Source organism: Paenibacillus sp. FSL W8-0919, assembly GCF_038003785.1.
In the GTDB taxonomy this organism is placed as follows: Bacteria; Bacillota; Bacilli; order Paenibacillales; family Paenibacillaceae; genus Paenibacillus_AQ; species Paenibacillus_AQ lactis.
Window position 1 is genome coordinate 6,218,751 of sequence record NZ_JBBOPV010000001.1, and the last position, 14,632, is coordinate 6,233,382.

The window sequence follows — 14,632 nt, forward strand, 5'->3', positions numbered from 1 at the left end:
CCCCTCATCCCCTAACTTGTGCCAGAATCTTCTCTGCTCCCTTAGCCTTCAGCTTCTCGGCCACTTCGATTCCGAGCGATTCAGGATCGGTTCCCTCGGCGGTTTCTTTAAGGATGATTTCGCCGTCCGGAGAACCTACCATACCTGTTAATTGTATAATGTTTTGAGCTCCGCGGGAATCTCCTGAATCCTCCTTGATGACAGCATACGCTCCGATCGGTACTTGGCAGCCCCCGTTCAGCTCGCTCAGGAACCTGCGTTCTGCCGATACGGTCCGTGCTGTCACCTCATCGTTGTAGAGGGATAGCAGATGCAGAAGCTCCGCATCGTTCTCGCGGCATTCGATTCCGAGCGCGCCTTGTCCCACGGCCGGCAAGCTGATATCGATTGGCAGATAGGACGTGATCCGATTCTCCCAGCCCATCCGCTGAAGACCTGCCGTTGCGAGAATAATAGCCTGGAATTCCCCGCTCTCCAGCTTCCGGATCCGGGAGTCGATATTGCCGCGGATCCAGTCAATCTTCAGATCCGGCCGGTACGCCTTCAGCTGGCTGGAGCGGCGCAGACTGCTTGTCCCCACCTTCGCCCCTTGCGGAAGATCATCCAATGTCGAGCCTTCCATGGAAATGAGGCAGTCGCGGGGATCCTTCCGCTTAGGAACGGCACCGGACACCAGGCCTTCCGGAAGAACGGACGGCATATCCTTCATGCTGTGCACCGCCATATCGATTTCCCCGTCCAGCATGGCTTGCTCGATTTCCTTTACGAACAGTCCTTTCCCGCCAACTTTGGACAGGGTGACATCGACAATGCGATCGCCTTTCGTGACGATTTTCTTGACGGTAAACTCGTACTCTAATCCATGTTCCTTCGCTAACCGCTTCAAATCATCGATAACTTGTCCTGTTTGTGTAAGTGCAAGAGCACTCTGCCTGCTGCCAACCACGATCGTGCGCATATTCATTCCTCCTGATTGTTCTCAATCCATAGCTTGATTTTATCCGTATTCCAGGACGCATAACCTTCGCGGCGAATATCGCCGAGAATATCCAATCGGTATAATCGGTCCAACAGCCGTTTGCGCGCCTCAGCGGATGCCGCTTGTGCCTTAATCGCCGAGCGCATGCTGTATAATATATCGAGATATTCCTCGTATTCCTGGCCGAACTGCTCTTCGAGCTGCTGCCGAATTCGCACGGCCGCGGCGGGCCCTGCCCCGGACGTAGCTACCGCTAAGGTTAATCTTCCCCGGCGCATGACCGCCGGACTGATGAACGAGCCCGCCTCTCCGTCGCTGGCCACGTTCACCCATATTCCAAACCGGTCGGCCTCCAGTGCGATCGTTTTATTCAGCGTATCATCGTCCGTTGCGGCGTAAACCAGGAAAGCTCCTTGCAGGTCCCCCGGCTCATAGACCCTGCTGGTCCATTGCACGGCTCCTTCATCTGCCAGCCTGCGAAGCAGGCCGCTCTTTAATTCGGGGCTTACAATATGTACGCTTGCTCCGGCATCCAGAAGCGCCGCGGCCTTCCGTTCAGCCACGGCACCGCCGCCGACCAGCAAGCATAAACGCCCATCGCATTTCAGCATCACGGGCACATACTTAGAATCATTCATCATCCGTCACACTCCTGACCAGCTGTGAAATCCGGACCACGTATTCAGATAAAAGTTCAATATAATGAATCCGTACCCGATCAGCGCCCAAACCGCGGCCTCCATGCCGGAGCGTTTCAGCAGGCTGCGTTTCAGGAAATAAACAATATACATGCTGAGCGCAAGGAGCGTAGACAGCACCTTAATATCCAGGAGCAGCTGCCATCGCCCTGCCATGGCAACCGACATGATTGCCACGATCAAGGACAGCACCAAAATCGCCGTTCCCGTCATCAACGCTTTATAAGCGTAAATATCCAGCTTCTCCAAGCTGGGCAATCTTCGTACCGTATCATTCCAGTGTTTATGCTTAAGCTTTCGGTGCAGAAACATATAGATTGCGGCAAAAACAGCCCCTACCGTCAGTGCGGCAAAGCTTATGCTCGCCAGCGCGATGTGGATCAGCAGGAGCCGATGCTCGGTCTCCCAGCTGTATAGGGCGTTATCTCCTCCGGCTTTGAACCAAAGCTGGTTGACCAGCATGACGCAGAAGCCGACAAGGTTGATCAGCAGCACCGCATACTCGGATCGCTTTAAATACGTTAGTGCCATCGATGTTATCGTGATGCAGAACGTAAGGAGGAGCAAGAAATCAAACAACGTAAACACGGGGAGATGAAAATGCCCGCCCTCCATCGCTCTGATCCCGATTCCCCCAAGCTGAAGCAGCGCCGTTATGCCAAGAAGCCCTGTGCCTATCCGCTTCGCCACCGAATTGCGCGATACGCAATCCGAGATAAAAAACAGAAGGCTCAGGGCATAGATACAAATGCCGGTATTATAAATAAGGTTTAGCAGCATGGAATGAATTCACCCGCCTCATAGGGTGGCTGGGGCAAGAGATACCTTTATGGGCTTCTCCTCTGCCTGCCGATCGGCAGCGCTCGATGTCGCTTCAGCTTTGGTTGCTGCTTTGTCCTTGGTGTGGCTGCGGGTCCCCTGCTCTTTTTCATGAATCAGGCTTTCCAGCGCGAAAATTTGAGTGAAATAGTCGAGCGCTTCATTGCCGTGCTTACCGCCGGTCATTTCTTTAATCCGATTGATCGGGTCATGCATCATTTGGTTAACGATGCTCTTCGTCAATCGGCGAATAACCTTGCGCTGACGTTCGTCCAATTCCGGAAGCTTATTAAATAAGCTTTCAAGCGTCTCTTCGTGGATGGTATTGGATTTCTCCTGCAGAGCGCGAATCGCCGGTCTGACGCCAAGCGTCTTCAGCCAAGTGTGGAATGCGTCCATCTCCGCCTGAATCATAACCTCGATCTTAGCGGCCTCGATGCGGCGCATTTCCATATTCGTCTCAACAATACCTTCCAAATCATCAATGTCATACAAAAATACATTCGACAGCTCGCCGACAGCCGGATCGATATCCCGCGGAACGGCAATATCAATCATGAACAGCGGCCGCGACTGGCGCTTCTTCATGCTCTCCCTTACCCGGTCGGCATTCAGCACGTATTCATTCGAGCCCGTCGAGCTGATAATGATGTCTACGTCATAAAGAAGCCCCATGCCTTCTTCCATCGTGCAGGGCGTGCCCTTGAACTTGCTCGCAAGCTCCTGGGCGCGGCCCAGCGTCCGGTTAGCCACAATTACCTCTGCGGCGCCGTTGGCATAAAGATGCTTGACGGTAAGCTCGCTCATCTTGCCTGCGCCGAGAATCATAACCTTCTTATCGTTGAACGTGCCGAAAATCCGTTTGCCAAGCTCTACCGCCGCATAGCTGACCGACACGGCGCTCTCGCCGATCGAGGTTTCCGAGTGGGCGCGTTTTCCGAGCGTTACCGCCTGCTTGAACAGCATATTGAACCAGGTTCCGGTAGCATGATGCTGCTGGGATGTTAAAAAGGCATTGCGAACCTGTCCCAGGATCTGCGTCTCTCCGATCACCATGGAATCCAGGCCGCAGGTGACCTTGAACAGATGGGAAATGGCCTGTTCATCTTCATATATATATAGATGCTGTGTAAATTCCTCACGGTTAATGCCGAACCACTGCTCCATAAAACTGCGGATAAAGTAGCCGCACATATGAAGGCGATCTACCACAACATAAATCTCAGTACGGTTGCAGGTAGCGACAATGACGCCCTCCAATACGCTCTTGGTTGATTTCAGCTCCCGCAGCGCCTCCGGCAATTCAGCTTCCGAAAACGTAAAGCGTTCCCTGACCTCCACGGGCGCCGTGCGATAATTCAACCCAACAACGACGATGTGCATTGCATGTTCACCTGCCTATTTCTCCGATAGTATGACCGCGATCAAGCGGTCTGCCCTGACCTTGTTCATTATATCACAGTCAGCCAAATCCCCTTGTCTATTTTATGAAATGTTTATGAAATCCCCATGTTTCGTTATATTCTGTTCATGGGGACTCCCCCTCATTTCCTGTTTACCGACACCTTACTATTGTGGATATTCAGCACTGGAGATATACGTATGATTTTCCTTGAAAAGGTCGTCTCAAAATAAATAACCATGGAGGACTCCATGGTTATAGGTATACACAATTTGTAGTTGGCCTGTTAAACGAGTTCGGCCAGTTTCATCTCGGGCGTCTCGACCTTCATTTCTCCAAGTCCGCGTACGAGTTTCTTAGCATAGCATTTTTCAGGTTTCAGTACGGATACCAGGTAGTCAATAGCCAATTGCGGATCTACCGTCTCCCCGCAGGTGTAACAGTCAATCGCAGCAAAACCTCTCTCAGGGTATGTGTGAATCGAGAGATGGCTTTCCGACAGCAATACAAGCACCGTAGCTCCTTGTGGCTCGAACTGCTTGGATTGGACGGACAATACCGTTGCTCCACATGCTTCAGCGGCTTCGACCATCTGAGCTTGTAAAAATTCTGCACTGTTCAATAGTTCAAAATCGACTCCCCAAGTATCAACAGCAACGTGTCTTCCGAAAGTTGAGTATTCCATCTTCCGGTTTCCCCCTTCCTAGGAATAAAATGTTTGAAAATTTCATCCGCTAGGACCTACGTCATTCACTTCCCGAGGGAATAATCTCTCGCAACATTACATGTCCTGAGTGAATCCTGGTTCCTATATTCTTTTCAACGAGATTAAAAATAACATCTATGACAGCGAAATGCAACACCTTTTTCAAAAATAACCTAATAAATAATTTTACAGCTCAATATATGTGCCAAATTCCGAAGCTGTGACTAAGATTACTCCCCTTCCGCAAATAAAAAAGCCGCCCATTTATGGGCAGCCTAACCTAGTCTTATGCTTCGAGAACGAATAGCCGCTGATTGTAGCTCCGGAGCTGTTCATCGATCGATTGGATCTTAGACATGTCATTGCCTGCCGCAATCCGCTGGTCCAGAAGAAGATTAATATTCCGCTGAATGGATTCGATCTCTTTCTCAGCTTCCTTGCTGTTAAACAGGCGCAGCAGCTCTCCGGCCGTATTCTTGTACTCGTATATGACGATACTCTCGTTCCCGGTCATCTGGGTGATTCGGTGAACCGTTCCGACGTGGTAATCATAGCTCATTGTAAAGCCGCGATAGATCCGATTTACCTTCCCCGACCCCTTAAAAGCCGTAAACAGCTTACGTACGGCATCGGCCAGATGGGGAGTTACCAATCGGCACGACAGCTCACAGACGTACAGGCCATTCTTGCGTTCAAAGGGCAAATGAACTTCTTCCCCGCTTTCATCTTCAAGCACGAACTCATGCTCTCCGCCGTCCATCACTTTCACTCGGCTGCTCACCCGGAAAGCGTGGGTCCCTTGCAGAAATCGATCCATTTGAACATCCGTCATTTGCATTGTGGCATTAACATATTCTGTGGCTAACCGCTGAGCCATAAAAATCCCTCAATTCTTTTAACTTACTCCCATTATACTGTACATCCCAGCGGTCTTTCCTGTCGTCCGAACGAGATTATTCATCATATTTCATAAAAAAACGGTTTTAGCCGGAATCAGACTGAGATTTCCCTCAACATGCTCACTTTCCTGTCAAGAATACACCGATTCCCTCTATTACTCAAAAAATCAGGCAAATCCGCTCGATTACGCTTATTCGTCTTCTTCGACGGCTGCATCCCGGAAATCGCCGTTGTCCCCTTCGCCGTTTTCTTGACGGTATCCGATATGTGATTCGATGATTTCCCATAGCTCCTCTTTACCAAGCCCTAACTCCGAAGAGAACATGACGAATGAATGATGAGGCTGAAAGCCAAGCGTTTCCTTTACAATCTTGACGTGTTTCTGTCTGCGCGTCTTCGGGATTTTGTCCGCTTTGGTCGCGACGACGCACACCGGTCGGTCGTAATGCTGCAGCCACTCATACATGCTGACATCGTCCTTTGTAGGCGGGTGGCGCATATCGACCACCAGCAGAACGAGCTTCAGCTCATCCCGGCTGAGCAAATATTTCTCGACCATCTCGCCGAACGCCGCGCGCTGGCTTTTGGATACCTTGGCGTATCCGTACCCCGGAAAGTCGACCAAATACAAATCCTCGTTGACCCGGTAATAATTGAGCTGCTGCGTCTTGCCTGGCGTTGCGCTCGTACGGGCCAAGTTCTTTCTTGATATCATACGGTTGATCAGTGAGGACTTACCCACATTGGAACGCCCTGCCAGAGCAATTTCCGGCAAGGCGTCTTCAGGATATTGAGCAGGACCGACCGCACTGATGACGAATTCGGCTTTTGTTACTTTCATGATTTTTAAAGGTTCCTCTCTAATGCACTCCCGCCTGCTCTACGAGCGCATGCTCGAGAACTTGGTCCATGTGGGATACCGGAACGAATTCGACGTCATTCTTGACACTGTCCGGAATGTCGCGCAAATCCCTCTCGTTATCTTTCGGGAGCAATATTTTTTTGTAGCCGGCCCTATGAGCGGCCAAGGACTTCTCCTTAAGCCCTCCGATCGGCAGCACGCGTCCGCGGAGTGTTATCTCGCCGGTCATCGCCACGTCACGGGCAACATGGCGCTTCGTTAAGGATGAAATAAGGGCCGTAGCAATCGTGATGCCTGCAGACGGACCATCCTTCGGAATGGCTCCTTCGGGGATATGGATGTGGACATCCAGCTTCTCGTGGAAATCCGGGTCGATGCCGAGCTCTGCGGCCTTCGAACGGGTAAAGCTGAAAGCTGCCTGAGCCGACTCCTTCATTACATCGCCCAGCTTGCCCGTTAGCGTCAGCTTGCCGGTTCCGGGAACGACGGTAACCTCAATGGTCAGCGTCTCGCCGCCAACCTCGGTCCACGCAAGACCGGTTACGGTTCCGACTTGGTCCTCCAGCTCGGCCATACCGTAGCGGAACTTCGGAATGCCGAGATAATCCTTAATATCGTCCGCACCGATCACAATGGAATCGGATTCGTTCGTAACAATCCGCTTCGCGGCCTTCCGACACAGAGCCGCCACCTGCTGCTCCAGGTTCCGGACGCCGGACTCCCGCGTATATTCACGGATCACCTTCAGGAGCGCCCCTTCGTCTACCTGGAGCTGCTCGGGCTCAAGCCCGTGCTCGCTCTTCTGCTTCGGCAGCAGATAGCGGTTCGCAATCTGGAGCTTCTCGATTTCCGTGTAACCCGGAATATAGAGAACCTCCATCCGATCGAGCAGCGGTCTTGGAATGTTATGAAGAGCGTTGGCTGTCGTCACGAACATGACCTGGGATAAATCAAACGGAATTTCGATAAAGTGATCGCTGAACGTATTGTTCTGTTCCGGATCGAGCACCTCCAGCAGCGCCGAAGACGGGTCGCCGCGGAAATCCGAAGCCATTTTATCGATTTCGTCGAGCAAGAATACCGGATTTAAAGAGCCTGCGGTCTTCATGCCTTGAATGATTCGGCCGGGCATGGCCCCGACATAAGTCCGGCGATGTCCCCTAATTTCGGCTTCATCCCGCACGCCGCCGAGGGAAATGCGGACGAATTTGCGCTCCAGGGAGCGGGCGATGGAACGGGCCAGCGACGTTTTGCCGACGCCCGGCGGTCCGACCAAGCACAGAATCGGCCCCTTCATCTTCTTTACGAGCTTCTGCACGGCCAAATATTCCAGCACGCGCTCTTTCGGCTTCTCCAGCCCGTAGTGATCCTCATCCAGGACCTGCTCGGCTTTTGCGATGTCGAGATCGTCTTCGGTCTTGTTCGTCCACGGCAAGGCAAGCAGCCAATCGACGTAATTCCGGATGACGCCGCCTTCTGCCGAACTGGCCGGCATCTTCTCGAGGCGGTCAATTTCCTTCTCGACTTTCTCGTGGACGCGTTCCGGAAGCTGAAGCTCTTGCAGCTGACTGCGCAGCTCCTCGACTTCCCCGGCACGGCCTTCCTTATCGCCAAGCTCTTTCTGGATGGCCTTCATCTGCTCGCGCAGATAGTATTCCTTCTGGGTCTTCTCCATCTGCTTCTTAACCCGCTGGTTGATCTTTCGCTCCAGCTCCAGCACTTCGCGCTCGTTGTTTAAAATATCCAGCAGCTTTTCCAGCCGTTTGCGGACGTCGATCGTCTCAAGGATCTCCTGTTTATCCTTGATCTTTAACGATAAGTGGCTTGTAATGACATCCGCCAGACGCCCCGGCTCATCGATATCGGAGACGGCCGCAAGCGTCTCGGGCGTAACTTTCTTGGACAAATTGATATAATTCTCAAACTGTGACAGCACCGTCCGCATCAAAGCGGATACTTCAGGGTCATTGTTCTCTTCCTCCGGAAGCTCGCGCGCGATGACCTCGTAGTAATCCGCTTGATCCGTATATTGAATAATTTCCGCCCGTTCCATACCTTCCACAAGCACGCGTATGGTACCGTTTGGAAGCTTAAGCATCTGGCGTACATTCGCAACGGTTCCAATTCGAAAAATATCCTCTTGCGTCGGTTCTTCAATGTTCACTTCCGATTGAGAACACAGGAGAATCAAATTGTCTTCAACCATCGCCTTTTCTAAAGCCTTTACGGATTTCTCCCGGCCTACATCCAAATGAAGCACCATACTCGGGTAGACAAGAAGACCTCTTAAAGGCAATAAAGGAAAACGACGACCTTTGGTTTTACTTGGTCCCATCGCTTTCGCACCTCCAATGGCTCTCAATGTTGACACTATTCCTATTTTATCAAATCTGCGTATAAAAAACCAACAACGGGAAACTTAAACGCCGCCGGCATCGGTCATTTTGCCATTGCGCGGTGGCGTGGCCTGCAGAAGCGATGCCGAGGAGGCCGGATAGATGTCGGTGTTCGGAAGCTCCACGATGTCCGCCGCCAGCGAGCCGCCGAATACTTGGCGGAACACCTCGTCGACCGTTTCGACCGGAATGACCCGCAAGCCGCCGCTCAGATCCTGGAATAACGATTGCCAGTTATCCTTCGGGATGATGACACGGGTTGCTCCGGCCTGGAACGCTGCCTCCACTTTGGCAATCACCCCGCCGATCGGCTTCACTTTGCCGTGAATGCTCATCTCACCGGTCATCGCAATTTTATTATCGACCTCAATTCCCTTAATCGCCGATACGATCGCCGTTGCCATCGCAATACCGGCGGACGGGCCGTCAATCGGGGTTCCCCCCGGGAAATTGATATGGAGATTATAATCCTTCGGCGAGAAGCCCATCGCTTCCAGCACGGTCAGGACGTTCTCAATCGATCCCTTGGCCATGCTCTTGCGCCGCAGCTTGCGCGATCCCCCGCCAAGCTCTTCTTCATCCACGACACCGGTAATATTGTAGGTGCCCTGTCCCTTCTCGACCGGCACCGCTGACACTTCAATCTCGAGCAGCGCCCCCATATTCGGACCGTATACGGCCAGCCCGTTGACAACGCCGATCTGCGGATTCTCCGGCACCTTGCGGTCCGGGCGGGGCTGCAGCTGACTGCTGCTCGCTACCCACTCTACATCCGAGGCGCGGATGGAGTCTCTTTTTTCCGTTAATGCAAGCCCTGCGGCGAGTTGAATCATATTGACGGCCTCGCGTCCATTGGAGCAGTACTGCTTCACGACGTCCACCGCTTCCGGCGCTGCGCCAAGGCCTATCTTCTGAATGGCATCCTCCGCGATTTTACCGATCTCCTCGGGGAGCAGCGGACGGAAGAAGATCTCCATGCAGCGTGAACGAAGAGCGGGCGCAACTTCTTCCGGGGAGCGCGTGGTCGCGCCAACCAAGCGGAAATCGGCTGGAAGTCCGTTTTGAAAAATATCGTGAATATAGGCTGGCGTATTGGCATCCTCTGAATTATAATATGCACTTTCAAGCAGGACCTTGCGGTCCTCCAGTACTTTTAGCAGCTTATTCATCTGAATCGGGTGCAATTCGCCGATTTCGTCAATGAACAGAATGCCGCCGTGCGCTTTCGTCACTGCGCCCGGCTTCGGCTGCGGAATGCCGGCTACGCCCATCGCGCCAGCCCCCTGATAGATCGGATCGTGCACCGACCCGATGAGCGGATCGGCAATACCACGCTCGTCAAAGCGGGCGGTGGTCGCATCGATCTCCGTAAACTTTGCATCGTATTTAAACGGCGATTGCGGATTCTTCTTCGCTTCCTCCATCACCACGCGCGCTGCCGCCGTCTTGCCCACCCCCGGCGGGCCATAGATAATGACGTGCTGCGGATTGGCGCTGCACAGGGCGGCCTTCAAGGCGCGCAGTCCGTCCTTTTGCCCGACGATGTCGTCCATGGTCTGAGGTCTCGTCTTCTCCGCAAGCGGCTTCGTCAACGACACCGACCGAAGCTTGCGCAGCTTATCGAGCTCCTTGCGCGATTCCCGGTCCACTGCGGTCTTGCTGGTCTTTTGCCCACGCAATAAGTTCCAAAAATAAATGCCGATGATGACTGCAAAAAACAGCTGCACCAGCATAATCACGATACTCAGATTCACAAGTCATTCCTCCTGTTTCTCCATTATGTCAAGATCCAACGTTAATACTTGGTAGTATTGCCGATTCGTTTGCAGGTAAAACGCCAATGCGGGAACAATTTGTAAAGGGGCTTTTTCACAACAAGTCCCTTAAAAGAACATCTTCACAGCCAGTTGAACCTTTGTGAGCTTAATCAGCACTCCGCCTGCGGATTGTTCTTACGATCTCTGTTGCCCTCGGATTTCTTTGAATTCTATGTTCCTATTGATGAAATCCGCGGACAAAGGAGAACGCTTCGCTTCTTCAGAACAACTCCGCCTGCTCCGCTGAAGCTCTCCTGGCGGGCAATTCCCTTTTGGGGACTTGCTTGCTCCTTTGGAGCCCATTTTCACTCTATAAGTCCCTTTTGGGGACATCTTCACAGCTAGTAGGGCCTTTGTGAGCTTAATCAGCACTCCGCATGCGGATTGTTCTTACGATCTCTGTTGCCCTCGGATTTCTTGAATTCTATGTTCCTATTGATGAAATCCGCGGACAAAGGAGAACGCTTCGCTTCTTCTGAACAATTCCGCCTGCTCCGTTGAAGCTTTCCTGGTGGGCAAGTCCCTTTTGGGGACTTCCTTGCTCCTTTGGAGCCCATTTTCGCTTTACAAGTTCCTTTTTGGGACTTGCTTGCTCGTTTGGAGCCCACTTTCGCTTTACAAGTCCCTTTTGGGCATGAGCGTTGCATAAAACCTATCACAACTTTTGCTGAAGTTACTATTTCTGTAACTACCTGTATCTTTTTCATGGACAAAACAAAAAAAGGCTCCTAATTTAGAAGACGTAGCACGTTGTCCACGACCTCTAAAAAGGAGTCCAAACCATGGATAACGTAACCCAAAACACTGTCGTTCGTCAACTGCTTTCTTTACTGCCTTTGGATGTACACGATCGACTCCTTCATGCCGATCGCTACGCCAAGAAGCTCACCATCAACAAAAGCATTCTCATTTTCATTCTGGCTCAGCTCAACCATTGGCAAAGCTATATCGAGATGGAAGAACAAATTTATGCACATTCTGACATTCGGTCCATCCTCGATCTGCCCAGCATCAGCGCAGCCCAATTGTCACGGAAACTCAGCGAAATCCCGACGGAAATCTTGCACATGCTTTTTCTCCATAGCGTTGCCCGTGTCCAGAAGCTGACGGCTCACCAGCAGGGCATTTCTTCAACCATTGGACCTCTGGCACTCATTGATTCGTCGAAAATCACACTCCCCTTGGTACTTGGGGATTGGGCCAGAGTTTCGCATACCTCCAGCGGGGTAAAGCTGCATGTGCGGCTCGTAGCCGCTTCACCCGAAGTGGTATATCCGGACGCTGTCATCCCATCGACTTTAAACGTAGGCGACCGAGCCGGGGCGGTCGAACTGGTCACCGAGCAGGCGGCAACTTATGTCATGGACCGTGGTTATGATAGCTACAAAAACATGGATAACTGGATGGAGCGCGGCATTCAATTTGTCATGCGAATGAGAGATCGCACCTCAATCCATGTTGTGGAGGAACGAGAAATCCCTCCAGGAAGTCCGATCACACGAGATGCTCTTGTGAACGTAGGTAGCGGTTGGCGCAAGATGAAGGAACGAGTCCGGCTCGTAGAGTTTTATGATGAGCAGGGGCGCTTTTATCGCCTACTTACCTCTCGACAGGACATAACGGCCGAAGAAGTAGCTCATATCTACAAATGCCGATGGCTTATTGAACTTTTCTTTAAATGGATAAAGCAGCATCTGCGCCTAAAAAAACTGCACAGCTATAAGCCGCAAGCGATATGGAACCAGATTTACCTTGCGCTGATCGCTTACGTGCTGGCACAGTATATGCAGCTACGTCTAGAAACCAAGAAAAGCGTTTGGCGTGTCCTTGAATTGTTTCGAATTCACATGTATCATCCGTGGTCCCAGTTCTTGAATGCTCTGTTTCGAGCACCTACGCGAACAACTTCTGGAAAGCCACGCGGTGCACCAAGGAAGGTACCTGAATTACGAACGAGCATTGGCATTTTTAAAACAAGCAAAGTGACTTAGGAAACAAAAATCTTGCACAAAATACATTTTATAGGAAAACGTAGCTACATTTAAGAAAGTGTTGGATCTTTTGGTGTAATTCTCGAAAAAACAACTGTAAATTAATTGTTCTTATTCAGATTTCATCCAAGTGATTGCTGATGTAAAGATTTATGCAACGCTCATGCCTTTTGGGGACTTGCTCGTTTGAAGCCCATTTTCCTCTATAAGTCCCTTTAGGGGACTTCTTCACAGCCAGTTGAACCTTTGTGAGCTTAATCAGCACTCCGCCTGCGGATTGTTCTTACGATCTCTGTTGTCCTCGGATTTCTTTGAATTCTATGTTCCTATTGATGAAATCCGCGGACAAAGGAGAACGCTTCGCTTCTTCTGAACAATTCCGCCTGCTCCGTTGAAGCTTTCCTGGCGGGCAAGTCCCTTTTGGGGACTTACTTGCCCCTTTGGAGCCCATTTTCGCTTTACAAGTTCCTTTCGGGGACTTGCTTGCTCCTTCCGAGCCCACCTACCCTCTTCAAGTCCCTTTTCGGGACCTGCTTGCTCCTTTTCTGCAATCGTGTCACTTTGCGACGGCTCTCACGTTCTCCCAGTACTTGCATTGACTCGTGGCGAAACAGAAGGGGGGGACGCCAACGACTGAGTCCACTCAACGCAATTCGGCTGAATCCGAGGACGATCCCGATGAAGAATAGCAAAAAGCGGCAGCCTCCTGAATCAGAGGCTGCCGCTTAAGGCAAACGCTATTGAATTACCAAGCAAAGATGTATGGAGCTCCTGCATGGTGTTTGGAATCACGACACAATGCTTAGCGTTACGGTATGTGGCTTCTAGTTACATCGCAACCACCGATGCCAAGGCCATGTGTGACTGACATTGCATACCATCAAGCTCAGACCGTGGACTTATGCTTGCGGCCAGGGATTTCGCCCGTCTCCTCGTATACCTTCACAATGTTATCGATCTCTTTCTTCAGCTCCTCCACCATCGTGGCTTCCGGAACCTTGCGAATCATTTCGCCGTAACGGAACAGCAGTCCCTCTCCGCGAGCACCGGCAATTCCAATGTCGGCCTCTCTCGCTTCACCCGGTCCGTTCACGGCACAGCCAAGAACGGATACCTTGATCGGCACTCTCAGTTTCGAGATATACTCCTCGACCTCATTGGCAATGGAGAACAAATCGATATCGAGACGTCCGCACGTCGGGCAGGATACGAGCGTCGCCATATCGGAAATCAATCCGAACGTTTTGAGAAGCTCGCGTCCGACTTTAATCTCCTCTACCGGATCGGCGCTGAGCGAAATCCGCATCGTGTTGCCGATGCCCATCGACAGGAGCGCACCAAGTCCGGCCGCGCTTTTCACCGTTCCGGAGAACAGCGTACCGGCTTCCGTAATGCCCAGGTGAAGCGGGTAAGGAATCACCTCGGCAGCCTTCGTATACGCCGCAATAGCCATCGGAACATCCGATGCCTTCAAGGATACGATGATGTCATGAAAATCGAGCTCCTCCAGAATACCGATATGGTACAGGGCGCTCTCCACCATCGCTTCCGGCGTCGGATAGCCGTATTTTTCAAGAAGATGATTCTCCAGCGAGCCGGCGTTTACGCCGATCCGGATCGGAATGCCTTTCTCCTTGCACGCTTTTACGACCGCTTCGACCTTCTCGCGTTTCCCGATATTGCCGGGATTAATCCGGACTTTATCGATGCCGTTCTCAATGGCGAGAAGGGCAAGCTTATAGTTGAAATGAATATCCGCAACAAGCGGGATATGAATGCGTTTCTTGATTTCCTTAATGGCAGCGGCGGCTTCCTCATTGTTGACCGTTACCCGGACGATTTGGCATCCGGCTTCCTCCAGACGCAAAATTTCCGCGACGGTCGCCTCGACATCCGCTGTTTTGGTGGTGCACATGCTTTGAATAATGACTTGGTTATTTCCCCCTATAGTGAGGTTCCCCACCTTAACGGGCCGTGTGTCTTGTCTCAAAAACATGGTACGATCTCTCCCGTATAACGCCAAAGCTCCACTCCAGCCTAGGCTCATGGCCATAACTGGAAG

At 51.7% G+C, this 14,632-nt stretch carries 11 protein-coding genes; 1 reads left to right on the plus strand and 10 read right to left on the minus strand.

The genetic code is table 11. The features are described 5' to 3' along the window. Positions 1 to 4: 4 nt before the first annotated feature. The 9 genes from hemC to lonB form a co-directional block, all read right to left on the minus strand. A complete protein-coding gene (gene hemC / locus NST44_RS28215; protein ID WP_340901204.1) occupies positions 5 to 958 on the minus strand; it encodes a hydroxymethylbilane synthase in 954 nt (317 codons plus the stop codon). 2 nt (positions 959 to 960) lie between these two features. Further along, complete coding sequence (locus tag NST44_RS28220) at positions 961 to 1,620, minus strand: precorrin-2 dehydrogenase/sirohydrochlorin ferrochelatase family protein (RefSeq protein ID WP_340901205.1); 660 nt, start codon at positions 1,618 to 1,620, stop codon at positions 961 to 963. A gap of 3 nt (positions 1,621 to 1,623) precedes the next feature. Next, positions 1,624 to 2,457, minus strand: coding sequence for a cytochrome c biogenesis protein CcsA (gene ccsA / locus NST44_RS28225; protein ID WP_007130742.1), 834 nt, complete (start codon positions 2,455 to 2,457; stop codon positions 1,624 to 1,626). Positions 2,458 to 2,475: 18 nt separating this feature from the next. Further along, positions 2,476 to 3,879 carry a glutamyl-tRNA reductase gene (hemA, locus tag NST44_RS28230; protein WP_340901206.1) on the minus strand — a complete coding sequence of 468 codons (1,404 nt, stop codon included), beginning with the start codon at positions 3,877 to 3,879 and terminating at the stop codon, positions 2,476 to 2,478. Between the two features lie 305 nt (positions 3,880 to 4,184). Continuing rightward, positions 4,185 to 4,583: an adenosylmethionine decarboxylase gene (gene speD, locus NST44_RS28235; protein ID WP_007130744.1), complete on the minus strand. Its 399-nt coding sequence runs from the start codon at positions 4,581 to 4,583 to the stop codon at positions 4,185 to 4,187. Positions 4,584 to 4,890: 307 nt separating this feature from the next. Next, positions 4,891 to 5,481, minus strand: a complete 591-nt coding sequence (locus NST44_RS28240; RefSeq protein WP_007130745.1) for a hypothetical protein — start codon at positions 5,479 to 5,481, stop codon at positions 4,891 to 4,893. A gap of 213 nt (positions 5,482 to 5,694) precedes the next feature. Further along, positions 5,695 to 6,345, minus strand: coding sequence for a ribosome biogenesis GTP-binding protein YihA/YsxC (yihA, locus tag NST44_RS28245; protein WP_007130746.1), 651 nt, complete (start codon positions 6,343 to 6,345; stop codon positions 5,695 to 5,697). Positions 6,346 to 6,364: 19 nt separating this feature from the next. Next, on the minus strand, positions 6,365 to 8,701 hold the full coding sequence (gene lon / locus NST44_RS28250) for an endopeptidase La (RefSeq protein ID WP_007130747.1): 2,337 nt from the start codon (positions 8,699 to 8,701) through the stop codon (positions 6,365 to 6,367). 84 nt (positions 8,702 to 8,785) lie between these two features. After that, positions 8,786 to 10,495: an ATP-dependent protease LonB gene (gene lonB / locus NST44_RS28255; RefSeq protein ID WP_445670732.1), complete on the minus strand. Its 1,710-nt coding sequence runs from the start codon at positions 10,493 to 10,495 to the stop codon at positions 8,786 to 8,788. 866 nt (positions 10,496 to 11,361) lie between these two features. Here lonB and NST44_RS28260 point away from each other — a divergent pair. Further along, complete coding sequence (locus NST44_RS28260) at positions 11,362 to 12,570, plus strand: IS4 family transposase (protein ID WP_213617303.1); 1,209 nt, start codon at positions 11,362 to 11,364, stop codon at positions 12,568 to 12,570. Positions 12,571 to 13,456: 886 nt separating this feature from the next. Here the strand turns inward: NST44_RS28260 and ispG are convergent. Then, a complete protein-coding gene (gene ispG / locus NST44_RS28265; RefSeq protein WP_007130749.1) occupies positions 13,457 to 14,566 on the minus strand; it encodes a flavodoxin-dependent (E)-4-hydroxy-3-methylbut-2-enyl-diphosphate synthase in 1,110 nt (369 codons plus the stop codon). Positions 14,567 to 14,632: the final 66 nt, after the last annotated feature.

Bases quoted from the DNA above. Each gene is read 5' to 3' on its own strand.
- hemC (WP_340901204.1), bottom strand. From the start codon at position 958: ATGCGCACGATCGTGGTTGGCAGCAGGCAGAGTGCTCTTGCACTTACA.
- NST44_RS28220 (WP_340901205.1), bottom strand. From the start codon at position 1,620: ATGATGAATGATTCTAAGTATGTGCCCGTGATGCTGAAATGCGATGGG.
- ccsA (WP_007130742.1), bottom strand. From the start codon at position 2,457: ATGCTGCTAAACCTTATTTATAATACCGGCATTTGTATCTATGCCCTG.
- hemA (WP_340901206.1), bottom strand. From the start codon at position 3,879: ATGCACATCGTCGTTGTTGGGTTGAATTATCGCACGGCGCCCGTGGAG.
- speD (WP_007130744.1), bottom strand. From the start codon at position 4,583: ATGGAATACTCAACTTTCGGAAGACACGTTGCTGTTGATACTTGGGGA.
- NST44_RS28240 (WP_007130745.1), bottom strand. From the start codon at position 5,481: ATGGCTCAGCGGTTAGCCACAGAATATGTTAATGCCACAATGCAAATG.
- yihA (WP_007130746.1), bottom strand. From the start codon at position 6,345: ATGAAAGTAACAAAAGCCGAATTCGTCATCAGTGCGGTCGGTCCTGCT.
- lon (WP_007130747.1), bottom strand. From the start codon at position 8,701: ATGGGACCAAGTAAAACCAAAGGTCGTCGTTTTCCTTTATTGCCTTTA.
- lonB (WP_445670732.1), bottom strand. From the start codon at position 10,495: ATGCTGGTGCAGCTGTTTTTTGCAGTCATCATCGGCATTTATTTTTGG.
- NST44_RS28260 (WP_213617303.1), top strand. From the start codon at position 11,362: ATGGATAACGTAACCCAAAACACTGTCGTTCGTCAACTGCTTTCTTTA.
- ispG (WP_007130749.1), bottom strand. From the start codon at position 14,566: ATGTTTTTGAGACAAGACACACGGCCCGTTAAGGTGGGGAACCTCACT.